This is a genomic window from Paenibacillus xylanexedens, assembly GCF_007680605.1.
Lineage (GTDB): Bacteria > Bacillota > Bacilli > Paenibacillales > Paenibacillaceae > Paenibacillus > Paenibacillus xylanexedens_B.
This window is the reverse complement of record NZ_VEIO01000003.1, coordinates 87,883-113,345: the sequence shown is the minus strand read 5'-3', so window position 1 is coordinate 113,345 and position 25,463 is coordinate 87,883. Positions and strand designations below refer to the sequence as shown.

At 43.2% G+C, this 25,463-nt stretch carries 15 protein-coding genes; 7 read left to right on the top strand and 8 right to left on the bottom strand.

What is annotated here, in order from left to right:
- Nucleotides 1-20: 20 nt before the first annotated feature.
- On the bottom strand, nucleotides 21-602 hold the full coding sequence (locus FS818_RS18330; RefSeq protein ID WP_145333586.1) for a GNAT family N-acetyltransferase: 582 nt from the start codon (nucleotides 600-602) through the stop codon (nucleotides 21-23).
- Between the two features lie 192 nt (nucleotides 603-794).
- On the opposite strand from FS818_RS18330, the gene pdxR reads away from it, so the two are divergent.
- Nucleotides 795-2,309, top strand: coding sequence for a MocR-like pyridoxine biosynthesis transcription factor PdxR (gene pdxR, locus FS818_RS18325; RefSeq protein ID WP_260989908.1), 1,515 nt, complete (start codon nucleotides 795-797; stop codon nucleotides 2,307-2,309).
- Between the two features lie 133 nt (nucleotides 2,310-2,442).
- Here the strand turns inward: pdxR and FS818_RS18320 are convergent, their stop codons facing one another.
- Entirely contained in the window at nucleotides 2,443-3,078 is a 636-nt protein-coding gene (locus FS818_RS18320) for a TetR/AcrR family transcriptional regulator (RefSeq protein ID WP_145333584.1), read from the bottom strand.
- A 296-nt stretch (nucleotides 3,079-3,374) separates the two neighbouring features.
- On the opposite strand from FS818_RS18320, the gene FS818_RS18315 reads away from it, so the two are divergent.
- Complete coding sequence (locus FS818_RS18315) at nucleotides 3,375-5,606, top strand: MMPL family transporter (protein ID WP_145333583.1); 2,232 nt, start codon at nucleotides 3,375-3,377, stop codon at nucleotides 5,604-5,606.
- A gap of 267 nt (nucleotides 5,607-5,873) precedes the next feature.
- On the top strand, nucleotides 5,874-6,827 hold the full coding sequence (locus FS818_RS18310) for a nucleoside hydrolase (protein ID WP_090924098.1): 954 nt from the start codon (nucleotides 5,874-5,876) through the stop codon (nucleotides 6,825-6,827).
- 190 nt (nucleotides 6,828-7,017) lie between these two features.
- Here FS818_RS18310 and FS818_RS18305 read toward each other — a convergent pair whose 3' ends face one another.
- From FS818_RS18305 to FS818_RS18295, 3 genes are all read right to left on the bottom strand, one after another.
- On the bottom strand, nucleotides 7,018-8,724 hold the full coding sequence (locus tag FS818_RS18305) for a methyl-accepting chemotaxis protein (RefSeq protein WP_260989907.1): 1,707 nt from the start codon (nucleotides 8,722-8,724) through the stop codon (nucleotides 7,018-7,020).
- A 385-nt stretch (nucleotides 8,725-9,109) separates the two neighbouring features.
- A complete protein-coding gene (locus FS818_RS18300; protein WP_222128827.1) occupies nucleotides 9,110-9,841 on the bottom strand; it encodes a DUF3105 domain-containing protein in 732 nt (243 codons plus the stop codon).
- A 447-nt stretch (nucleotides 9,842-10,288) separates the two neighbouring features.
- Nucleotides 10,289-11,224: a zinc ribbon domain-containing protein gene (locus FS818_RS18295; protein WP_145333580.1), complete on the bottom strand. Its 936-nt coding sequence runs from the start codon at nucleotides 11,222-11,224 to the stop codon at nucleotides 10,289-10,291.
- Nucleotides 11,225-11,581: 357 nt separating this feature from the next.
- Between FS818_RS18295 and FS818_RS18290 the strand changes: the two genes are divergently transcribed.
- From FS818_RS18290 to FS818_RS18280, 3 genes are read left to right on the top strand one after another with little or no spacing between them, the layout of a single operon-like run.
- Nucleotides 11,582-12,457: an ABC transporter ATP-binding protein gene (locus FS818_RS18290; RefSeq protein ID WP_145333579.1), complete on the top strand. Its 876-nt coding sequence runs from the start codon at nucleotides 11,582-11,584 to the stop codon at nucleotides 12,455-12,457.
- On the top strand, nucleotides 12,454-14,079 hold the full coding sequence (locus FS818_RS18285; protein WP_145333578.1) for a hypothetical protein: 1,626 nt from the start codon (nucleotides 12,454-12,456) through the stop codon (nucleotides 14,077-14,079). Before FS818_RS18290 ends, FS818_RS18285 begins: the two co-directional genes overlap by 4 nt.
- Nucleotides 14,060-14,851, top strand: coding sequence for a DUF4097 family beta strand repeat-containing protein (locus FS818_RS18280; protein ID WP_145333577.1), 792 nt, complete (start codon nucleotides 14,060-14,062; stop codon nucleotides 14,849-14,851). Before FS818_RS18285 ends, FS818_RS18280 begins: the two co-directional genes overlap by 20 nt.
- 39 nt (nucleotides 14,852-14,890) lie before the next feature.
- Here FS818_RS18280 and FS818_RS18275 read toward each other — a convergent pair whose 3' ends face one another.
- From FS818_RS18275 to FS818_RS18265, 3 genes are read right to left on the bottom strand one after another with little or no spacing between them, the layout of a single operon-like run.
- On the bottom strand, nucleotides 14,891-16,009 hold the full coding sequence (locus FS818_RS18275; protein ID WP_145333815.1) for a sensor histidine kinase: 1,119 nt from the start codon (nucleotides 16,007-16,009) through the stop codon (nucleotides 14,891-14,893).
- A gap of 11 nt (nucleotides 16,010-16,020) precedes the next feature.
- The gene (locus FS818_RS18270) at nucleotides 16,021-16,737 is read right to left on the bottom strand and encodes a response regulator transcription factor (protein ID WP_145333576.1); all 717 of its coding nucleotides are present in this window, start codon (nucleotides 16,735-16,737) and stop codon (nucleotides 16,021-16,023) included.
- Between the two features lie 23 nt (nucleotides 16,738-16,760).
- A complete protein-coding gene (locus FS818_RS18265; RefSeq protein ID WP_145333575.1) occupies nucleotides 16,761-18,014 on the bottom strand; it encodes an MFS transporter in 1,254 nt (417 codons plus the stop codon).
- 433 nt (nucleotides 18,015-18,447) lie between these two features.
- On the opposite strand from FS818_RS18265, the gene FS818_RS18260 reads away from it, so the two are divergent.
- The gene (locus FS818_RS18260; RefSeq protein WP_145333574.1) at nucleotides 18,448-25,446 is read left to right on the top strand and encodes a non-ribosomal peptide synthetase; all 6,999 of its coding nucleotides are present in this window, start codon (nucleotides 18,448-18,450) and stop codon (nucleotides 25,444-25,446) included.
- The last annotated feature ends 17 nt before the right edge of the window (nucleotides 25,447-25,463 follow it).

The following is a 25,463-nucleotide window of genomic DNA, read 5'->3' as shown; positions in this document are numbered from 1 at the left end:
TATTTTTTGCGTGAACTCTATCATTTGTCTATTTTCAGATGTTTCTCCCGGAACTCATGCTCAAGAATGCTCATCAGAATGGCATCATGATACTGGTGATTGTAGTACAACATGTCCCGCTTCACGCCTTCACGCTGGAAGCCGAGCTTCTCATACGTGCGAATGGCGCGTTCGTTAAAAGCAAAGACCTCCAGCTCGATCCGGTGTAGATTGGCAATGCCGAAGCCGTAGTCCAGCATAAGCAGTAGCGCTTCACTACCATATCCCTTGCCTTGGTGAGCTGGCTGATCGATGGCGATGCGAATATGTGCACTGCGATTTTTGGCATGCATGTCCATCAGAGCGACATCCCCGATGATTTCGTCGGTGTTTTGTAATGCAATAAGCAGGTTCAGTCGCGAGTCGTCCTGAGCTAAACTCTCTACATACTTTTCAACCTGAGAACGGATAAAGCTCGCTTGAGTTCCTGTTTGTTTACGCATTTCGGGCTCAAACAGGCTTGGATAATAAGCATCCACATCGGTGATATCGAATGGGCGCAGGTAAATGCGTTCAGTCTGCATGAGTTTGGCGATACGATTTGTAGATGTAAGGTGTGACATAGGTTGGTTTCCCTCCTGATCTATTTCAAGCAAACTTGTGAAGCGCGAGATTTTTGAGGCATCTAGCGTGTTGTTTCGCCTGAATATTATTTGCAATTCCTTGCTTCTGACATGAGTATATCTCAATGCTGTATACTTCCAAATATACAGTTTTAATAAAATGAAAAGGACAGATGGAGTGAGGCAGTTATGATGCAATTACCTAAACTTGATGAGCACGACAGTGCACCCGTCTATATTCAGCTTTCGGATCATATCAAACGGGAAATTTTAAGCGGAGAATTGGTGGAACACAGCCGTCTTCCTTCTGTGCGAAAATGGGCAGAACTGCTGGGCATAAGCACAACACCAGTGGAAGCAGCGTACCAGCAACTTATTGCGGAAGGATACGTATATAGCGAGCCACGTAGAGGTTATCGCGTTCGAGCTGTGGTCGAAGGTTATCACGATATGCTATTGGGGAAGTCCGATATACCTTCGGCAGAAAATGAAAAAGAGGTTAACTATACCCGTACAACCAACAGGCAGGAACAGGCAGGTTCTACAGTAGTATCACCAGACCTACAGAGCTTGCGTCCGGTGACGAATGTTACCTATGATTTTCATATGTCGCACAATGATTTTAGCCTGTTTCCTTATGTGAAATGGCAGCAGTACGCGAACCGGGTGTGGCGTGAAGAATCCAAAGGTTTATTATTTTACGGAAACCCGCAGGGTGAGTGGGGATTGCGCAACGAGATTGCAGCCTATTTAGGACAATTTAGAGGAGTTCGTTGTACGCCTGAGCAGATCGTGGTAGGTGCAGAGCAACATCTGCTTATGTCCTTGCTTACACAGACGATGCTTCGGAAAGGTGGAGTTCGATCCATTGCCGTGGAGAACCCCGGGTATCGCCTGTTACCCGGAACCTTTCGAAATTATGGATACGGGATTATCCCAATCTCGCTGGACAGCGAAGGCATAAATCTGGATGAACTGGATCAGGCAGATGTGTCGTTAGCTGGTGTTTCCCCGTCGCATCAGTTTCCCATGGGCATGCCGATGCCTATCAGCCGCAGGCTCGCTTTGCTGGACTGGGCGGAACGTTCCGGGGCCTATCTGATTGAGGATGATTATGACGGTGAATTCAGATATTCCGGCCGTCCCATTTCTTCGATGCAAGGACTGCGGGAGAACGCTCCTGTCATCTATATGGGGGGATTCTCTCAGGTGCTGGCACCTTCCTTTTGTGTGCACTATATGGTCTTGCCGAAGGCGCTCCTTCCCCATTTTGGCGAGGTTTATCGAACGGTTCTGTTCGAACAGTCAGCTTCACGTCTGCATCAGCGGACATTGGAGTTATTCATGCGAGACGGAGAGCTGGGTAAACATATTCGTAAAATGCGCAACCTGTATAAACGCAAACATGACCTGACTGTGCAGGCCATCCAGCAGCATTTCGGGAGTCAACCCGGAATGGAGATCAAGGGCGAACAAGCCGGATTCCATCTGGTATTAAGGCTGATCAACCCGAATGCCGCCAGGAATATGGTGGCTGCGGCGTTAGGGATGGGTATACGTGTGGCCTCGGCGGAGTATCTGTGGGCAAACGGAAGTGCTCCGGCTGACGGCAAAAGAGAGTTTATCATCGGATTTGCCGGCATTGAAGCAGAGAACATCGAGCCAGGCATCGCTGCGCTGGCGCGTGTATGGGAGACGTTCTGCTGATCTACGTCAAGGTTGTTCTAGCCCAATTTGGCCGATTTAACGATCACCGTAATCTTACTAAATGTTCTCCATGTGATGCCAGATGCGCACATGGAACGGTAGAGGGTAAGGTGTGTTTACACGTCTAATCATCCTATGGATGTTTAACCGCTCCGTTCAAAAAGAGTCCGACGAGTTCCTCGGCTAGTTCGGCAATCGTATCGTGCATACGACGCACTTCCTCACGATTGGCGAGCATCAGCAGGGACGTGAAGGCCTGAGCAAGCAGCAGGGGATTGGCCTCTCTCAGATACCCATGATCCATTTCCCGCTGGAAATGTGTAGCGAGAACTTCGAAGATACGATTTTCCGCATCCCGGATCTGAGCAAACTGGTCGGCATTCAGATACGTTTCGGCTTCACGCATCATCGTTTCCGTATCCACATGAGACTGTTGCATCTTGGCATCCGCCACGTTGACCAGCCGTTTGTACAACGTGCCGGGTTCTTCAAGCCGCAGTGTGGTCTGTTGCATGCCCATCGCCATCATACGGGTAATGGCTATGGTGAAAAGTTCCGGTTTGCTCGAAAAATGATAATAGATCGATGCTTTGGTCACCTGACATAACGAAGCGATCTGCTGAAGGGAAACGGCTTCGTATCCGTATTCCATAAACAGCCGTGAGGCCGTCATTAGGATGTTATTGTAGGCGGAAGCTTGATCTGTACTTGCTTTGGGTCTGCCTGGAGCACGCGCCGGGCGTGCTTCTTTTCTTGTTTTTTTGTTCATCATACTCGACCTCATTTACGATAAAATAACGTATTGTGACTTTTCAAAAAATTAGGGATTGCATAATTAACCTTCCGGTATATATAATTAACTCGATTATATTATGACCCATGGTTCATTTCCATACCATGACATTAATTTAAAAGCTGTTTTTGATAAAAAGATTTCTCGTATGAGTTGAACTGTTTACTTTGCACAGCTACTTTCCAGGTTATTCTGTCATCGAAGTGTCTGTGCAAACCATCTTTCTGTTCAACTTATATGGATTAAAACAAAACTAGGGAGATGATTAGACCATGCAGGAAGGTTCAGGTTATGGCCGCTTCGTAGCGGGCAAACGAAGTAAATGGGTGACACTGCTCGTATGGATTATCATTGCGGTTGTACTTGGTCTGGTGTGGCCGGCAGTAAATCAACGTGAGACCAACAACGCACAAGATTTAAGTGATTCAAAACCTTCCGTACAGGCCGCTGCCTTGGCGAAAAAGGAATTCCCTGGCGGCGAGGGCTTACCCGCGCTGATTGTCTGGCGTAACTCTGCTGGACTCACAGAGGATCAAATCCAGCAGATTCAGGCGTTAACCGAGCGATTGGATCAAGACCCAGTGGAGCAGCAACAGTCCGTTGTGCCACTGTATCAGCTGCCACCGCAGGCGATTAAAGGTCAGCTCTCGGAAGACGGAAGCACCATCGTCATGCCGCTGTTTTTCAACAAAGATGCCGACTCAGAGCAACTGAAGGCAGGTGTAGAAGGGTTAGAGGAGAAAACAAAAGCCATCTTCGGCATGAATCCATTTGATACGGCAATAGATACTGAAGGCAAGTTAATTGCACGCGTAACCGGACCAGTGGGCATATCGATTGATGCAAGCGGATTGTTCTCATCCGCCGATGTGTCTCTGCTCATCGCAACTGTCGTGCTTGTACTCGTGTTGCTCTTGCTGATCTACCGTTCACCGGTGCTAGCGATCATTCCGATTATTGCCGTAGGTTTCGCTTATATGGTCACCAGTCCGATTCTCGGATTTATGGCGGATCAGGGCTGGATTACAGTTGACGCCCAGTCGATCTCCATCATGACTGTATTACTCTTCGGAGCAGGTACGGACTACTGTCTGTTTATGATCTCCAGATACCGTCAAATTCTCTATCATGAGCCGGATAAAAAGAAAGCGATCTTCCAAGCCATCACCGGTTCATCTGGCGCGATTGCGATGAGTGGATTTACGGTTGTCGCAGCTCTACTCGTATTGCTGTTAGCTGAATACGGTGCATATCATCGTTTTGCCGTACCTTTCAGTCTGTCCATCTTCATCATGTTTATTGCAAGCCTGACACTGGTTCCGGCGCTGCTGGCCATCTTCGGACGGGGATCGTTCTATCCGTTCGTTCCACGTACTCACGAGATGGAAGTGGAGCGGGCGAAGAAAAAAGGCAAACCGGCTCCGGCTCCGCGTAAAGTCCGTGAAAGCTGGATCGGACGCATCGTAACGACTAAACCTTGGACGGTTCTGGCGATTACGGTAGTGCTGCTCGGTGGACTGGCTGCTTTTTCAACACAAGTGAAATTTACGTACGACTTGTTATCCTCCTTCCCGGAAAATGTACCTTCCCGTGAAGGCTTCAAGGTCATTGGGGAGCAATTTTCGCAAGGTGAGCTCGCTCCAGTTAAAGTGATCGTGGATGCCGGGGGCAAAGAGACAGATCTGAAAACACGTCTCGAATCACTGGATTATATCAGCAAGGTGGGTGACCCGCAGCAAGGCGCGGAGAATGCCAACATTACGGCGTATAACGTAGAGTTCAATCTCAATCCTTACTCAATCGAAGCGATGCAGCATATTCCTGACTTGCGGGCTACGGCGGAAGCGGCATTGAAAGACGCCGGAGTTACCAATGTGGATCAACAAGTGTGGATTGATGGGCAGACTGCCGAACAATATGATATCGAAGTCGCTGGAGAGCGGGATGCAAAGATTATTATTCCGGTCGTCATCGGTATGATTACACTGCTACTGCTGCTCTATCTGCGCTCGATCGTTGCGACGGCATACTTGATTGTCACTGTAGTCCTGTCGTATTTCTCCGCACTGGGCCTAGGCTGGATCATTATCCACTATGGACTTGGAGCAGAAGCGATTCAGGGAGCCATCCCGCTGTACTCCTTTGTCTTCCTCGTAGCACTCGGCGAGGATTATAACATCTTCATGATCTCAAGCATCTGGCAGAAACGCAAAACGATGCCACTTCGTCAGGCGATCAAGGAAGGCGTAGGTGAGACAGGATCGGTCATTACCTCTGCAGGTCTGATTCTGGCGGGTACGTTCGCCGTTCTGGCAACCTTGCCGATTCAGGTGCTGGTGCAGTTCGGGATTATTACCGCGGTAGGTGTTATGCTCGATACGTTCCTGGTTCGTCCGTTCATGGTGCCAGCGATTACAGCGTTGCTGGGCAAATGGGCTTTCTGGCCAGGCAAGTATACGGAGATTGCCGAGAAGCAAGAGAAGAAACCAACCCGATCCCTGTAAACCATGGAGAGGGACAGATGGACGGCGGGGCTTGATGCCCGTGGTCCATCTTTCTTTTTACCAGAGGCGAGAGCCTTGGGTTTGTATGTCTGAGATGGAATGGATAAGCTGGTAAAAATGCGCAGGATATGTTGCGGATACGGGATTCTTTGGGTGCGGAAGGTTTACTCGGCTTAGGGTTATGGGACATAATAGAAGAAGCGTCGGCCTTGGGCAGACGGACAAGTTCACATCAATGGGGTAACCAGAGGAAGGATGAAAGCAAGCATGACGAACAAACTGAATGTGTATTTCAATCATGACGGCGGCGTGGATGATCTCGTATCGCTGTTTATGCTTCTGCAAATGGACAATGTAAACGTAACCGGTGTATCGGTTATTCCGGCAGACGGGTATTTGGAGCCGGCAACCGATGCGAGCCGTAAAATTATCGATCGTTTCGGGACGTATTCTATCGAAGTGGCTAAATCCAATTCCAGAGGCAAAAACCCGTTTCCAGCTGCATGGAGACTGCACTCATTCTATGTAGATGCACTGCCTGTTCTGAATGAATCCGGCAAAATGGAAGCGCCGCTCTCGGCTATTCCTGCGCATCAGCATCTAATTGAGAAAGTACGTAATACCGAAGGCAAAACATTGCTGTTGTTCACTGGCCCGCTGACAGACCTCGCGCGTGCGCTGGACGAAGCACCGGACATCGAAGAGAAAATCGACAAGCTGGTATGGATGGGCGGTACATTCGAACGCGGAAACGTAGAAGAGCCGGAGCATGACGGTACGGCGGAATGGAACGTATTCTGGGACCCGGAAGCGGCTTATCGCGTATGGCAGAGCGGCATCCAGATTGATCTGGTTGCACTGGAAAGCACGAACAAAGTACCTCTTACACCCGCAGTCCGTAACCGCTGGGCAGCAGAACGCCGCTTCGAAGGCGTGGATTTCCTGGGGAACTGTTATGCAGGTTGTCCGCCACTGGTGTACAGTGAAACCAACTCCACGTATTATCTGTGGGATGTGCTGACTACGGCTTCCGTAGGCCGCGAGGACATCGTGAAGAAAAAAACCGTGAACTGCATCGTTATTCCAGATGGCCCAAGCCAAGGCCGCACGGTGGAGCAAGCGGACGGACGTCCGGTACAACTGGTGTATGATACAGATCCGGAAGCATTTTTCACATACATGACGGATTTGGGTAAAAAAGCTGCTCCGCAGCGTTACTAATGATCGGCAGCCGCAGGGCTGACCTTCATGTAAGATAAAAAGACCTTTATACGATACGTATCAACGATACGCATCGTATAAAGGTAAGAGCTAAAGAAAGCCGCAGGCTGTGTTCCGATGATCGGGAAGAATCCCGATGATGTGGATCACTGCCATGCGGCTTTTTGGTGTGGAGCAAGTGGGCAACGAACTAGATCTTAAAGCGGCTGATCAGGCCATTCAGCTCGCTCGATAAAACACGTAGCGACTCGGCAGAAGCACTGATCTCACCCATGGATTGCAGCTGCGTTTCGGCAGCCTGAGATACCTTCTGGATGCTGGATGAGGATTCTCGCGAGATATGTTCCATGTTTTCAATGGATGCCGACACTTCCTCCGAGCTTGCTGACAGTTGTTCAGAAGCTGCGGACACTTCATGCAGGCGCTCGTTGATCGTTTCAATGCCGCCATGAATGGAGGAGAACGATTGACCTGCCTCTTGCACAACGGTCAGACCGGATTGCACCGCTGTAGTGCTTGCCGACATATGTTCTGCAAGCAAAGAGGTCTGACGTGTCATCTCTGCAATCAACTCGGCTACATGTTGTGAAGATTGCTCGGATTCTCCTGCAAGCTTGCGGACCTCGGAAGCAACTACGGCGAAACCATTGCCGTGTTCACCTGCACGGGCTGCTTCAATACTGGCATTGAGTGCGAGCAGATTTGTCTGTGAAGCAATATTTTTCATCAATTGGGCTACCGATTCAATCTGGCTGGAGTAATCCGTAAGCTGGGTCGTCGATGCGGCCATCTGTACGTTGGCCCGATGAATCCCGTCCATGCTACGGATGGCTGTATCCAGCTTCGCCTGTCCTTGAATGGCATCGTTCGTTGTCTGTTGTGATACGTCGGCAACTCTGGAAGAAGAATGAGCAATGTGCTGCATGCTACGTGTGATTTCTTCCATGGCTACAGTGACTTCTCCAGCGCGTACCACCTGTTCGGAAGCCCCTTGTGCAGTATGATTCGTATGCTCTGCAATCCGCTGACTGGCCTCGGCCGTTGCCTGGGAATGCCGGGATACGCCTTCTGCGGCGTGAAGCAGGGAATCCGAGCTTTGGCGAATGCCCGTCATGACTTGCCGGGTATCCGTAACCAGGTGTTTGAACTCGGAAGCGAGCTGGCCAATTTCGTCTTTGCGTCCAAGCTCCACGTTGACGGTGAGGTCCCCTTTTCCAACTTCGGCAATGAGCTGTTTCAGCTTCACCAGTGGCCTTGTCAGATAACGTGCGAAAATATACACCAGCAATACACTGAGCAATACAATCGCCAGCGCTGTCCAAACCATCGTGATGCGGTTGCTCGACATGAGTTCATAGACGGCGGTAGAGTCCAGATCTGCGCCTACAATGCCTAACATCTTGCCATCCGATCCATGAATCGGTACATAAGCGGTAATCGTAGCCCCGTAATCTTCATCCCGAGTAAGCTCTCCGCGAACGGATGTGTCTTCTGAAAAGGCTTGAAGCATGCCATCGTACAGTGTTTCCTCCGTTGTACCGTACGGGGAAAAATCATCCTCGGCTACATCCGGCGCGGCCCCGTCTACCACGTAATAATACGCAACCTTTCCACTTTCCTCGCGTGTGCCAAGTGTGTACAAATATTTGAGTCCGTTGGCTTCACGCAACTGGCTAAGTTGTGCGCGCAGCGTATCGTAATACGCCGTTTTGTCCTGCCCCGTGCTGAGTGGAGCATACAGTGTCGTATCAATCAAAGCGGCTGCCCGTTCAGCTACAGCCTGTGCCTGCATCCCCATCGATTGTTCAACCAATTGAGCAGACGCCTGATACATGGTGATGCCCAAAATGGCCCCCGCAGCCAGCATCAAACAGGAAAAAAACAAAAAAATTCGCATAAACAAACTATTCATCGTTCCAATTGCTCCCCCTTGTGAGCGTATATGTTATGTATGCATTTCTACTTCCATTTATCGGCATATGATTGGGAAAGGATTAGGGGAGGGGGCGGAGGTTGACGCTGGTATTTTATGTGGCGGCATCCTGCTGTGTTCAGTTGTGGGGCCTAACCATCCTGAGAAGCGCTAATTGCTTCTTTTGGAACAGTTGAAAATGTAACGATTCCCGAGAGACCTTATTTTGCGTAAAAGGATTGTTTCTGAGCGTAAGCTCTCCTTTTTCAGGAGATAAGGGTTCTGGAGATCGTTACATTTAAATTTGCCTATAGTGTTTATTTTACATCAAAGGGGTTATATCTCTTCTTACGCGGATTGATTATCCACGCTACATTGTTCCGCCGCCTTGGCGAATGGATGGCGGGATCTTCTCAGGCCCTTGATTGATGTAACGATGGATAAACGTACCTACCTTGGCATCATCAAACTTGTCCAGCTTCATTGTTTTGGTCCAGGCGGTCACAACGACCTCGCTACCGTCAGGAATATCTTTGTTGGGTACGGCAAGAATGCCTGACCCGGCTTGGCGAAATTTTGCGAGATATTGGAGATGCTCCTTCAGCTCGTTACTGGCATTTTCACGATAATAGATGATGATGTCTCCATGCTCCATGTTGTGAACCAGATAAGGATACCCCGGGAAGTCGGTATAAAATCCAAATTGGATATCATGTGGATTATGTGGACCTGATGTCGGTATTTTCATTTCATACTGGATCGGCTCCTCGGTGTGGGTGGCTCCATAGTATTTGTCATCCGTCACATCAATGGTTGCATTGTTCGGGAGGTCGGCTACATCATATGTCTTTCCGGCACCTTGAAGGAAGAAAAATCCAAATGAGATGATTGATACAGCCATCAGAGCATGAGCCGTAAGCCGAATCGAACGACTTTTCTTCTGAATGGTTGCTCGTTCGTTCTTTTTCATATGACTAACAATTTTGCCACGTGTACGTGATGCCCAGATATAAGCTGCAATCGAAAGTAGTAGCACAGCGGCTCCAATGATCAGCCCCAGATATGAGGTACCTGTTTGTTGTTCCATTTGCATATGATCCATGTGGGTCATGTCCATTCCAATTCCTCCGCTTTCGTCTTAAATTAGTTCATATTTACACTACGCAATGTAGTGATAAAGGTGAAGCAAAATAAAGAAAAAATACAAACAAGCTAAATAAACATTAGAAACCAAGCAAGAAACAAAGAAAAAACAGTAGAGCAACCATCAATCAAAGCTTAGCAATACGAAAGCAAACTTGTCCGTACCTACGACTGAAGAAACGAGCTACATTTCCTAATCCAAAAGGCTGATATACTCCCCTCTAGAGAGCAAAGTCGCCTATCCCGATACTCACTCCTATAAGTAAATACAAACATATTTTTTACACTACACATTATAGTGTATGGAATATGATCCGCGCAATGTTGCCTTTGGCAAATGAAAAAGACCCCCCCCCACAATCGGGGGAAGTCACCATTTCAGCAATTTTAAGTAGAAGAAACGAATTTACAAGCGTCCAAACGGCGAGAATAACGGGCTCAACAAGCCAGCTATAGTCGAAAATAACAAACGATACATTAAGTAAAACAATACAGCATTCACAATCAACACGCTGTACGTGCTGTCAATGGCAGCTTTGGTTCGATTGAGCGGATGCTGGAACAGCACCGTATTCATCGCAACAAACACCATAATATACGACAGCACCAGTAGCGAGATCGCAAACGAGTAGGAGATCACAATCATCAAGTTAGCGAGCAGAAGCGTAGCGATTGCAGGGACCAGTAAAGTTCCGAACTGGGCAACCAGAATTTTCGGACGGAACGTAATTCGTTCCAGCTTAAGTACACCATAGATGAGCGCAACAGCAGCAACCAGAATAATAGCTGAAAACAGGAGCGGGCGCAAAAATCCGCTAATAAATATGCCTTCCGCACCGAGGCGGCCAAATGTGATCAGAACATATGTAGAGGTTAATACAGCAAACAATGCCATCGTTAGCCACCCGTTCAGGGCATGCTGTTCGCCGACGGTTTTCATCGATTGATACGGACGAGCCAGTACGCTGAGGAAATAGGTCAGGTATTGTTTGCTTACTTCTTTGGCTTGTTGTACTTTCTCATTCTGAACGAAGTTGTTCCATTGATTGCCACTACTGCTGTGAGCAGAACCATGCTCCCTCGCATCATTGTTACTGGAATCGTCATGATCATGAGCAGGTGACGGGATTGGTGAGATGGATGAGCTTGCGGATACCGCTCTATTCGAAACGGGCTCCTGCGTGCTGGACCAGCGGGTGTATTCCGAGCTTGCATCAGATGAGTCTGTGTGTGCTACAGATTCCACATTATTGTCTGATTCATGTGTTCCATTCAGGTTAGAGCCGCACCTCTCGCAAAAACGGGCATCTCCATTTTCGTGATTACATACTGGACATTTCATGTCGTAAGCCTCCGATTTATTAAAATTTAAATAGTGGATACATTGTGTCTAATTTTACCGTTCGATGCCGAACTTTGTCTATGTATCACCTATAAATACCCAAAAAATACTTGTGAAACAGAGGAATGACCATGTTATATTTTCAAATTTACATAAAGAGGAAGCACGATTATGACGTCTTTATTGAAATTACCGATTATTATCGACCTGAAGAATTCTGCACAGACAATGAAAAAAATATATAAATATATCTAGGATTTTACTATTTTTTTAAACACGTACGGTATTCTTAAATTACTTAAAGGAGAAGCTGTTGCTAGGGTTAATCAAAATTTAGAGTGTAAATGGGGGATTTGAATGGAATTAACGATGGATCATGTTAATAAAACCTATGGCTCTAAGCAAGCATTAAGAGATATGTCTCTACATTTAAAGCCAGGAGTATTGGGATTACTTGGCCCTAACGGAGCAGGCAAATCGACACTCATGCGTATATTGGCTACCATTGAGAAGCCTACAAAGGGAACTGTTAGTTGGAATAACATAGACATTGCTAAAAATCCTGATGAATTAAGGAGTGAGTTAGGGTACTTACCTCAGGACTTTGGTGTATACCCTAATATGAATCCGGTTGAATTCTTAGAATATATAGCAGCTATGAAAGGCTTGACTATGAAGTCGGCTAAGAAACGGATTGACGAACTTTTGGAAGCACTCAACCTTTCTCATGCACGAAAGCGTTTGTTGGGTGGATTTTCAGGTGGGATGAAACAGCGAGTAGGCATTGCACAATCATTGTTGAATGATCCCTCCCTTTTGATTGTTGATGAACCAACGGTTGGCTTGGACCCTGAGGAACGGATAAATTTCAGAAATCTATTGTCCTCTCAATCCTCTAATCGCATTGTAATTTTATCCACTCATATCGTGACGGATATCGAATCAATTGCTCCGAATATTGCGGTTATGTCCGAGGGGCGTCTCATAACCTATACAACACCAGAACAATTTATTCAAACGGTCGATCACAAGGTGTGGGATTACGTAATTCCCTCGACTAGCTTGCAGGAGGTACAGGAGAAATATGCAATCAGCAGTGCAATTCATCGGCGCGATGGAGTGCACGTCCGCATCGTTTCGGACGTTCGTCCCGGTGAGAATGCGGTACCGTTGCAACCTTCACTAGAGGACGCTTATTTGTACTCTGTAGCTGCTTTAGGAGTGACACCATGAGAAGTAATTACTTATATTTACTCAAAGGAAATGTAATCCAGGAAATGAGAAGGTACTCGTTTCTGTTGATTATGGGTATCACCTTGTTCCTTGGATATGCTTTGATTCCTGCGGCGTCGGACGGTTATGAGGTCTTCTATATCAAGGGTGTACGGGGTATTTATAATTCATACTGGCTAGGTGCAATGGTTGCGATGCTATCTACCATGCTGTTATGGCTGTTTGGATTTTATATGCTAAGAAGTAAAATTTCTGAGGATCAGCGCCTGAAGATGGGTCAAATTATCGCATCTACACCTATTCGTAATCTTCGGTATATATCCAGCAGATCGTTATCAAATTTTTGTGTGCTTATGATCATTGAACTGGTACTAGTAGTAGCCTTTATGGGAATGCAGTTGCTTCGGGGAGAGGATTTGCACATCAACCTTGCAGCTTACTTGCTCCCTTTGCTATTTGTAAGTATCCCCTCTTTGCTACTTTTATCAGCATTTACAGTGCTGTTTGACGTTTTTCCTGGGTTAAAGGGTGTATTAGGGAATGTATTGTTTTTCGCCATTTGGATTTTTCTTAGTGTGATGTCTATTTCAAACTCCAGTAGTCTATGGGATGTTTTTGGGATAAATGCAATCCAGACGGGAATGACGAAAGAGGCGGCAACTCATTTTGACTTTATTTCCGCAAATGAAATAGGAGGAAGTATCGGCTACTATCCCATTGAAGGGAGAACCCCTACCTTTGAGTGGAGCGGGGTGAATTGGACGGGTCACTTACTAACTTCGCGTTTGATTTGGGTACTCGCGGCAATGTTTATCATTCTGCTTTCTTCTCAGTTGTTTAATCGATTTGCAACAGTTAAAACAGCTTTTTCTGTCAGGCTTCCTGATCATGACACGAAGAATAAAGTGGTAGAACGTGAGGACCGCAAATCTTATCAATTATCGCCTGTGAAAAAAGATAAGAGAGTGCGCTTGTCCCGTTTAGTTAGAGCTGAATTTCGTATTATGCTAAAGGGAATGTCTATCTGGTGGTATTTGCTGGTGTTAGGTTCGATGGTGGCGAGTTTGCTGGTACCATTAGATCAGATCAAAAGCTGGCTGCCTGTTCTTTTGCTATGGCCTCTTGCAATATGGTCACAGATGGGAAACAGAGAGTTTTTTTATTCCACGAATGAAATATTATTATCCAGTTGCCCACGTCTGTATAAGTTTTTCTCTGTCTGGATCGCGGGTGTTTTAGTGACACTACTCATTTCCTCTGGCGCTCTCATCCACTTTTTTCTGGAAGGGGAGCTTACGTATATCTATTCATGGGTAGTGGGTCTTATTTTCGTTCCGACTTTAGCTTTAACGCTGGGGACAATGACCCGATCGAGAAAGCTTTTCGAGGTATTGTATATGCTGTTGTGGTATCTGGGCCCTGTAAATGATCTTCCGTATTTGAATTTTTTAGGAATTCCAACAGGATACGTGGCTTTATATATGATATTGACGTTTGTGCTTTTAGTGGTAGGTATTATGATACAGTACTTTCAGGAAGGAAAGTTATTTTATGGTTTTAAAAAGGATGCCAAAATAAATCGGCCTATCAAAGGAGAATATCATGAAAAAATGGAGAAATAAGGTATCGTCCCTGTTGTATGTCAGTATGCTGATAGTGATTATCTCAGGTTGTAGTTCAGACTCTGATGCGAAGATTGAAGTGAAAACGTTCAATAGTGACAATATAAAGGAAATTTATGTTCAAACAGATAGTCAGAATATTGAGCTAACCCAGTCGAGTAACGGAAAGATTGAAGTTAGATCAACGGATAAGGATGTAACAGCAGTGGAAGAGGGGGCCGCACTTAAGGTGAATGCCCCGGGATCTTCAAGCATATTTAATCCTAAAACGACTACGGTATACGTAGCTTTACCTAATCAGCTCTATGATAAGGTGAATTTAACTACAAAGTCCGGAAAAATTACAGGAAAAGATAGTAAATCAAAAGAACTGAATGTATCTGGAGATTCCGGTTCTATTGATATTAATGGATTTGAAGGGGAGAAAATTGTAAGTCGTATGTCGGCAGGGGATATTAATTTGGTAGGGATAAATGGCGGGATGGAGGTAAGTGCAGATACCGGTAGTATTAATATTTCTCATAAAGGAGAGATCGAACAGAATAGCAGTGTCCGAAGCAATAGCGGTAAGATTGAGGTCGAGCTGGATCCTGTCCCATCGTCACTAAGAATTAATGCCGTTACGAACTCTGGTCAAATTGAGTCTTCGTTGGAGTCCTCTTCTGATCCATCCAGCTCTGATAAAGAATTACATGCCCAAATTGGTAAGGTAACAGATGAAAGTCCTGTACTTTCTCTTGAAACTTCTTCCGGAACCATTGTGATTAAATAATAGCCTGAAAAGACCACACATACTAACAAGCGCTGATTTCTAATCAGCGCTTATTTCTTTGATATAAGGTAAAGTGATATAAACTATAGTACCTTTTGAGAGCTCGCTATCCATGCTAATCAAGCCATTATGGGCAATAATGAGCTGTTTTGCAATGGCCATTCCGAGTCCGGTACCAAATTCCGGTGCATGCGTAGTAGAGCCCCGATAATATTTTGTGAATATATTTTTGAGCGTTTCTGGTCGCATACCTACTCCGTTATCAAAGATGATTAGTTCTATTGATGAATCATTTTTAAAGGCTAATGTTAGTTTGATCTCAGTACCTGCCGGATTATGAATTACCGCATTCATTAATAGATTTTGTAAAGCCCTATACAGTAGGCGTTCATCGTAGCTTGTCATAATAGTCTTTTCCTCAGTGTGAAAGCTTATCTTGTATTCTGCAGAATTGGGATTATTGCGTATATCAGTAATTAGGTTTTCTATGAAAGATATCAGGTTTCCGCTTTTAAGATGAATAGGGATCTGAAATGTTGCATTTTCAATTTGCAAGGAGAGATTAAGATCCTGAATTAACCTCTCTAAGTGCAGGCTTTTATTATGAACTTCAAGTAAAAAGGATTGCTGTTCCTCTACACTCCAAATATATTCATCATTCATCAGCAAAGCAGTGTAGCCAGTAATGTAGGTAAGCGGAGTTTTGAGGTCATGTGATATCCCGGCAATCCAGTCCCGCTTGGATTCTTCCATGTTTTTTCTTTCCAATTCTGCTTCTTGCAGGCTATCGGCTAGAATGTGTATATTATCGATGACTTCTTTATATAAACGATAAGGCCGTCTGAGCTTGTGTTTCTTGGTGTATACTTTATTCTTTCTAGTAACTGGAGCTTCGTATTTTCCTTTTGTCAAATTATCAATCCATGACATGATAAACCATAGCGGGCCCCCGAAATACCAACTAAAAACTATGCTGCACATCATGATATTAACCACAAAGGTTAGTGTTACAAATAAATCATAGTTTGTGTTATCAGCTGTAATACCTAGAACAGGTAAAATTATTTCTGTTGTTAAGATGGTCATGAACGCCATGCTCAATAGCCAAGCCAGAAAACCTAAAATAAAGTGAATACCGTAACGAAGCTTAACTTTCATTTTCGGTCCCTTCATTGTGGGGGGATGAACTTGTAACCAATTCCCTTAAGATTAATAATAATTTCGGGTGATTTTGGATTGATTTCAAGTTTTTTTCTTATTTTTGAAATATGCATGGTCACTGTCTTTTCTTCCCCATAAAAAGGTACCCCTCCCCATACCAATTCATAAATCTGTGAAGTGGAGTAAATCCGATTTGGATTTCTTAAGAAGAAACGAAGGAGGTCCAATTCCTTAGCCGTGCATTCGATTTTTTGATCGTCAAATATTAGCAGGGCATCGGACGGCTTAAGTATAAGCCGTCCTGCCCGGATTTCCTGATTTTCCTGTGTAGCATAGGACGGAGTTTGGTATTTTTTTTGTCTCCTGAATAGAGCCTCAATCCGAGCTACGACCTCTAATGGATTGAATGGTTTTGTAATGTAGTCATCCCCGCCCACGCTTAACCCCGTTAATTTATCAAAATCACTCGAACTTGCCGAGATAAATATAATCGGGGCATTGGTGTGGCTTCTTACCATACTGCATAGCTCAAAACCATTCATGTCAGGTAGCATGACATCCAGTATGAGTAGATCGTAATTAGTTTTTCGAACCATTTCCAACGTTTGTTTTGCATTTGTACAGCGGTCTATATGTGTATAATGCTCCTTTTTCAAGGTCACTTCCAATAAAGTTAGAATGCCTATTTCATCATCCACTAAAAGTATCTTTTCGTTTTTTACCAAGGTAGGAATTCCTTTCCGCTAGATTATGCATTTCGAATCGGACGAAACATTAACATCATCATGACACAAAATACACATACGATGACTCCAAAGTAAACCAGTATTTGAGAAATCTGCAGACCTTTATTAAGAAAAAAAGAAATCAAGGCTTGTGATAGAGGTACGAGTCCTGTCGTTGCTGTAGTAACAAGGCTTAAAACCCTCCCGATTTTATCCTGAGGGGTTCTCTCCTGAAGCAGAGTGACAAAAAAAGTATTACTAAAAGAGATAACGAACCCGATTATGCCTAATAATACCAGGGTTTGCAAAAAGTTTACGCTAATCCCTAAAAATAAAATAGCAAGTCCGCATAGTGCAAGACTTAGAAGAGAAATCAATGCTCTTCGTTTTTGGATCTTGGACACTGCGATAAGGACTCCACCAGCAATCATACCTACAGTTACAGACATTTCTAGGTAACTGAGTGTTAATGCGCTTCCATGTAAAACTGAATTTACAAGTAACGGAATAGCCATAGATAGTGGGCCCGTGAGAAAGAAACCAGCTACGATTAAGACAATAATAATGGCTTTGATGAACGCATCCTCTTTTATGAAATGGATACCTTCCTTCCATGCCTTAACAAGATGCAAAGATTCAGAAGAGGAATGCTGGGCTTTATGCATGTATTTACTGACAAATAGTGAAGAAAATGCTCCAAGAATTAAAATTACCGAAATACTTCCAAACAAATGATGGTAAGAACCATAGGTAAGAATAATCCCCCCAATCAAAGGCCCCGCCAAAGTGAAAAATTGCTGAATGATTTGAGATAATGAGTTGGCTTGAGCTAGATGATTCTCTGAAACGATTACAGGAATGAGTGAGGATGAAGCCGGCCAATAGAATGCTTCTAAAATCCCGAATAATATAGCAAAGGTGACGACTGCGTAGAAGCTTAAGATATCTGATAGAAAACAAAGCACCATAACGATTAACAACAGACCCCGAAATATATCGGATAGAAACATAATATATGTTTTTTTGTAGCGGTCTGCCAGAATTCCTGTAAAGGGCATTAGTACTAGACGTGGGATGGCTGTAGCCATCAGTACAATACCTAAGCTGTTACCCGCTGTTAGGTGATTTACGACATACCATGATTCTGCTAAAAGGTAAATTGAAATCCCAGAACTGTTGAATGTGATTGAAAGCAGGACAAGAAGAAATGAGACATTTTTGAACAATGAAGATTTTTTTTCTTGTGGTTGCTTGGACATTTCCGCATAAGTTCCCATGTAATATCCCCTTAAGCATATTTATTGCAAGCAGTGTGGATGATACTTTTTAGTCGACTTAGATACTCATGTGAGTGAGAGATTTAAAATTTAAATTGACACGATAGTCGTTGGATTCTCCTCCCTTACTCCGTAGTAATAAATCCTCTTTTCCTGATTGCATATTCTTGAAGTTTGTGCTGACTTAAGAATTAGTTGACGTAATACAATGTAACAGAGTGGATAAAATTACTCAATTTTCTTTTTTTTATGGAATAACATAGAAAATTATATCTTAAAAGCAAAAGATTATATATATATAAATTCATAAAGTGTGGGGTTGACAAAACATACCATCAAGAGTAAGTTGTTAGTGTGATTATACATAATTTTGAATTTATAGACATTTTTCTAATTTTTTCGATGCTCATTACTCGGAAAAGAGGGGGATTTTGTGGATAATTTGACTCAACATTCGCTAAGAGCGAATGAGGTTGCTGATGTTTATAAGCGTTATATGGGTGGATTCGATCACTATGCAGAAATTCCCAATCAAAAAATGGAAATTACGGTTGAGAATAAAGACACAAAGGAATTTATGGTTGAGCTTCTTCCCGAAGAGATGAAGGAACTGGTTAAGCAGGGTGCAAAAACAGCAAACACGTTGGCGACTCTTTTATATACGATTTGGGGTATTATTCTACAAAAGTATACGAGTACAGAGGACATTGCTTTTGAAAGAAGGATACATCAGGAAGGGGAGGATGAAACCCGAAGTATATTTCCTTTCCGTATGCGTAGCAAAGATAACGAAACGATCTCGCAGTTATTGGAACGTATAAATGTGAATGAAAGGAAACTGACACAGCTATTATTTTCAACAAATACTGTGTTTGACCAGGTAGTAGCGCCCCATTTTTTTATCCTCAAGCAGAGCAATTCCATTCATGAGTATAAAGATGATTTTCACGTGATGCATAAAAAGGATTTGGGTGTATACGCCTTCTTAGGGCAGAATCTAAAGTTGAAATTTGTGTTCAATCCGAATGTCTATACAGAAGAATTTGTACAAAGTATAGCTTTGCAGTATAAGCGGATTTTATTTATTGCAATATCCAGTCCTGAGATGCTTGTGAGTGATGTGAGCATGGTTAGCCTGGAAGAGAAAAATTATTTACTAGGGATAAATGGAAATTGTGTGGATTTTCCTCGAAATCAAAGCATCATTGGTTTGTTCAGAGAACAGGCACAACGAAGTCCTTGCAACACGGCACTTATTTTTGAGAGAGGAACCCTCAGCTATCAGGAACTTGATTCCAAATCAGATGCAGTAGCGCACTATTTATGCAGTCAAAGTATTGGACCAGGGGATCGCATAGCATTAATGAATGATAGAACTCCTTTTATGATTATAAGCATTTTAGGAGTGTTGAAATCAGGTGCTGCCTATGTACCTATTGATCCAGCCTATCCTGAAGAGCGGGTAGCGTATATGCTTTCAGATAGCAAGGCAGCGCTCATGTTGGTTGAGGAACAATATGAAAGTATAACCGCAAATTATGATATATCCGTAACCATTATTAATAAAATCCTTCAAAACGACGACACTGTCTACTCCAATGAACTCCCACCACAAGATCCGCATCATGAGGCATATATTATCTATACTTCTGGTTCCACAGGCAAGCCTAAAGGAATACTGACAACACACTCCAATATTATTAAAACAGTTGTAAATTGCGGCTACATAGAATTAACTGCTGAAGATAAGCTGCTACAACTGTCCAATTATGTATTTGATGGTTCGATATTTGATATTTTTGGCACACTTTTGAATGGAGCTCAACTGGTTCTTGTTCCCAAAGAAACTTTTTTAGATCCTACTCAACTCTCGGATCTCATTCAAAGGGAGCAAATCACTATAAGCTTTATGACAACCGCATTATTCAATTTGTTAGTGGATATTGATATACATAGCCTAAAGTCTCTGCGGAAAATTTTATTTGGTGGAGAGCTGTCCTCGATAAGACATGTACAACGAGCTTTTGAGGTACTTGGAGAAGATCGGATTATTCATGTTTACGGGCCTACGGAAACAACTGTATTTGCAACGTATTATCCTATAACCTCGGATATTATGAAGCTGGATTTTGTTCCGATTGGACGGCCTATTTACAATACGAGTGTGTATGTCCTGAACAACGATAATCAGCTTCAGCCGATCGGGGTTCCGGGAGAATTGTATATAGGCGGTGAGGGGCTGGCTAGAGGATATTTGAATAGGGAAGAGCTCACTGAAGCTGTATTTGTGAAGCATCCTTTTATTGATAGGGAACGAGTGTACAAAACTGGTGATTTAGTCCGCTGGACTAGAGACGGACAACTTGAATTTTTGGGGCGACTGGACAATCAGGTCAAAATTAGAGGGCACCGTATTGAGCTAGAAGAGATTGAAAAATCTATAGCTCAGCATCCCCAAATTAGTCAGGTAGTGGTATTGCCGCTAACAGATAGTGAAGGGCATTATACAAATCTGTTTGCTTATTATATCTCTCAAAACAAAGAGGAAATCACGAACCTCAAAGAGTATCTTTCATTTGAGCTACCTGCTTATATGGTTCCATCCCAATATATTGCCATGAAAGAATTTCCATTAACACCCAATGGGAAAATTGATAAAAAATCATTTCCTTTACCCGTGCCCTCCGCGCGGACAAATTATGAGGCTCCATCCAGTGAGACGGAAGCAAAGCTGGTAAAAATGTGGAGTGGGATTTTTCAAAATGTGAGCATCGGAATTCATGATAACTTTTTTGATCTGGGCGGGCAGTCTCTTAATGCAATGATGCTTATTTCACAAGTAAAGAAGGAGTGGGGAATTTCAGTATCCATACGGAATTTTTTTGAACAACCTACGATCCAACAACTGGCTCAGTATATCCAGGTTGCTCACCAAGATCATTCGCAGGTGCAGATTATTCTGGAACCTTGTGAAGAAAGAAAGTATTATCCGGTATCAGCAGCTCAAAGAGCAATTTATACCATACAACAATTGGATGAACAGGGATGCGGTTATAACATCACTTCAGTCCACTATATTCAAGGAAAGATAGATCATCAACGTTTGGAGGACGCTATTAATTCCTTGATTCAAAGACATGAAAGTCTTCATACCACTTTTCATTACGTAGATGGGCAACTCGTTCAAAAAGTCAATCCTGAAGCAAGAGTCCGCCTGGAAACATATAGTATTCATCATCTGGAGGAAATTTCTGATTGTATTCAATCTTATATTCAACCCTTTGATTTGGAAAAGGATCTATTATTTCGTGCCTCTCTGCTAAAGAGAGGGCCTGAGCAATATATATTCATTATGGATACACATCATATTGTTATGGATGGTATATCCATGAATATTTTCTATAAAGAACTGTCTGAATTGTATCAGGGGGGAGTGCTACCACTCAATACCTATCAATTCAAAGATTATTCTGTATGGGAAGATCAAGTACTCCAAACAACGGAGTATGATGCTAAAGCTGAGTTTTGGCAACAAAAATTTTCAGATGAGATTCCTATATTAGATTTACCGACCGATTATTCCCGAGCTCCACAGCAAAATTTTGAGGGAAGTCGAAGTTATTTTGAGATGGATCAAGACTTGGTAATTGATCTTAAAAAAATAACAGATCAAAGCGGTACGACTACATTTATGGTTTTATTAGCAGCTTATCATGTGCTCTTGTCAAAATGGAGTGGACAAGAAGATATTATTGTTGGAACAGCTGTCGCGAATCGTAATCATGTTGAATTAAATAATGCCATAGGTATGTTTGTAAACACGGTGGCTCTTCGAAATACATCTAATGGGCAGCAGACCTTTTTAGAATTACTGTTAACTATAAAAAAGAGAACACTACAGGCATTTGAACATGCTGATTATCCATTCGAAAAAGTGGTTCAAAATTTAAAGCAGAACCGGGACGCCAGTCGGAATCCATTATTTGATACCATGCTCATTATGCAAAATATGGATCAACACGAGTTGATTATAGATGGTGCGGTCGTTGAACCGCTAAATGTGGCCAGTAACCAATCGAGATTTGATCTTTCCTGGGAGTTCTATGGAAAACAACATTTAAGCTTTGCAATTGAGTACAGTACTGCTTTGTTTCAGAGTGAAAGCATTAGCAGAATGGCAGAACAGTTTATTTTTATACTGAGACAAATTACTAGCTTTCCTCAGATTCAACTGCTGGATATAGAGGTACTGTCAGCGAACCAGAAAAAGATTATACTAGGTGAATTTAATAATACCTTCCAGCCCTATCCTGAGTATAAGGTCGCTCATCAATTATTCGAGGAAATAGTAGCATCCAGGCATAATCATACTGCTATCGTTTGTGGTGAACGGCACGTCTCTTATCTGGAGCTTAATCAATGGGCGAACTCACTGGCTCGGACATTGCGTTTTGAACTTGGAGTAAAACGCGAACAATTTGTAGGTATTATGATGGATAGGTCTATTGAGATGGTCGTTGCAGTATTGGCCGTACTTAAGGCAGGGGGGGCTTATATGCCGATTGATCCTACCTATCCTGTCGAGCGGATACAATATATGTTGAAAGATAGTAGAACCCATTGGCTATTAACTCATTTGGATGTTCAGGTACCTACTGACTATCCGGGGGAAGTTCTGAAAGTGGAGCTATCAGATTACAAAACAGAAACTACCTCTGATAATCTGCCGAACATAAATACAGCTCATGACCTGGCTTATATGATCTATACATCCGGATCTACTGGAAATCCAAAAGGAGTCATGATCGAGCATCAGGGATTAAGTAACTTTTTATTGACAGCCCCTACGTTGGGTATTCATGAAGATTCAAGAGTTTTACAATTTGCCCCATTTAGTTTTGATGGATCAGTTGCAGAAATCTTTCAGACCCTCCTCTCCGGTGCGACATTATATGTGGAGAAGAAGGAGAACATTATTTCGGATCTCTTGCATATGCTTCGGGAAAAGAAAATTACAGCCGCTATTCTTCCACCCAGCATGCTGAGAGCGGTAGAATACAAAAGCTTACCTCATTTGAAAACAATAACAACAGTAGGGGAAGCTTGTAGCAAGGAGCTTGTAGAGATATGGGGAGAAGGCAGAAATTTCATTAATGGATACGGGCCAACGGAAGCGACGATCGGATCTACTTTGGGGGTTATCACCAAGCATACAGACAAAATTACAATAGGGAAGCCTATACCCAATAAAAAAATATATATTGTGAATTCTAATATGCAGCTACAACCGATCGGGGTGTCTGGAGAAATTTATATCGGTGGGGCAGGAATTGCAAGGGGATATTGGAATAAGCCGGACCTTACCAAGGAGAAATTTGTTAATAATCCGTTTGGAGAAGGTCGAATCTATAGATCGGGAGATTTAGGTCGATGGTTGCCGAATGGTACTATTGAATTTATGGGTCGAATAGATCATCAGGTTAAAATTAATGGTCACCGTATCGAAATGGAAGAGATTACAGAGACGCTTTTAAAGCATCCAAGTGTCTTGGAAGCCATTGTTATTGATTGTCAGGAAGAGCAACATACTAAATTAGCTGCTTATGTAGTACTGAAAGATGACAGTATCCGTGAAGAGTTATGGACATATTTAGGTGCCCTACTGCCTCAATATATGATCCCTAACTATATTGTTACACTATCTTCATTGCCTTTGACTCCTAATCTGAAGATAGACAGAAAAGCTTTGCCGGATCCTTATCTAGGTGTTTCCGAAGCTGTGACCTACGTTGAGCCCTCTAATGAAATAGAAGCTCTTTTGGTATCCATTTGGCAAGAAATTCTTAAAGTTGATCGTATAGGTTTGCTGGATCATTTTATTAAATTGGGCGGAGATTCAATCAAGGGTATTCAAATTGCGGCTCAGTTAAGCAAACACCACTATAAATTGGATTTAAAAAGGCTCTATGAGTATCCGAGTATTATAGAATTAGCCCCATACGTTGTTCCTATCCGTAAGGAGTCCGAACAACAAGCTATCATAGGACAAGTGCAACTAACACCGATACAACATTGGTTTTATGAGCAGGGATTTCCCGAAGATCAGCATTGGAATCAGTCTATTCTTCTTCCGGCGGATACGATATGGGATGACAAACGAGTCGAAAAGTCCTTGATGAAGCTTATTGAACATCATGATGCGCTACGTATGAAATTTATTAAGGAACAAAATCAAGTTATTCAAATGAATCAGGGATTGGATCATAAGAGTTTTGAATTTCATGTCTTTCATTGGCAAACGGAGATGGACTGGGAAGAGAGCATGAAGAAGGAAACGAGTAGACTGCAAAAAGGTATGAATCTTTCTGAGGGTATCTTAATGCAAGCGGGACTTTTTAAAACACCTGAAAAAGAATACCTGTTTATAGCCGTTCATCATCTGGTGATTGATGGGGTTTCATGGCGTATTCTTCTGGAGGATCTTAATCAGGTATATACACAGCTTGAACATAATCTTGAGGCAGTCCTTCCTTCAAAAACCGATTCGTTTAAGGAGTGGAGTTATGCTTTACAGGAGTATGCGAGCACACAACAATTCCAAAATGAATTCGGTTTTTGGGAAAATCAAGATAGGTTTATACGGCAACAGCTCTCTAAGAACCGGGAAAGTGCACGTAGATGCACCATGCAGGATAGCAAGGTAATTTCAATTATATTTCCGAAACGAATTACACAGGATCTATTGACTCAGGTTCACCGTGCATTCAACACAGAAGTTAACGATATTTTACTGAGTGCTCTTGTATTGACCATGACTCAATGCACAGGGAATCCAATGATATCCGTTTCCTTGGAAGGCCATGGAAGAGAAAATATCCACAGAGAAATTAACATCAGTAGAACACTGGGATGGTTTACATCCATCTTTCCAGTCATCTTCACATTGGACAATCTTGAGATCGGGGAAGTTATTAAAACGGTCAAAAATACACTGCGGAGCATCCCTAATAAAGGCATAGGCTATGGAATTATGAAGTATATATGTGCGGACAAATTGACCCATGCACCGAGTCTATCCACGGGAATCAGCTTTAACTATTTAGGTGTATTTGATACGGGAACTTTATTACAGGGATTGGGCCAATCCTCGATTTCTATCGGAGACTCAATAAGTCCACTTACACCGATGACGAATGAGTTAGAAATTAATGGAGCGGTTAATCAGGAAACTTTACTGTTGGAATTCCGATATGATCCGAACCTATATGCTAATCAGGCGATGAATAGGCTCGTCGAGACATTTCAAGCAAGTTTGTACAATATTATTCAGTATTGCATGGAGAAAAAGGAACAGGTACTGACATCAAGCGATTTTAGTGCCAAAGGAATCAATCAAGAGGAACTGGATTTATTCCTGAATTCCTTAAACTAAAACAGGTATTGAGGTGC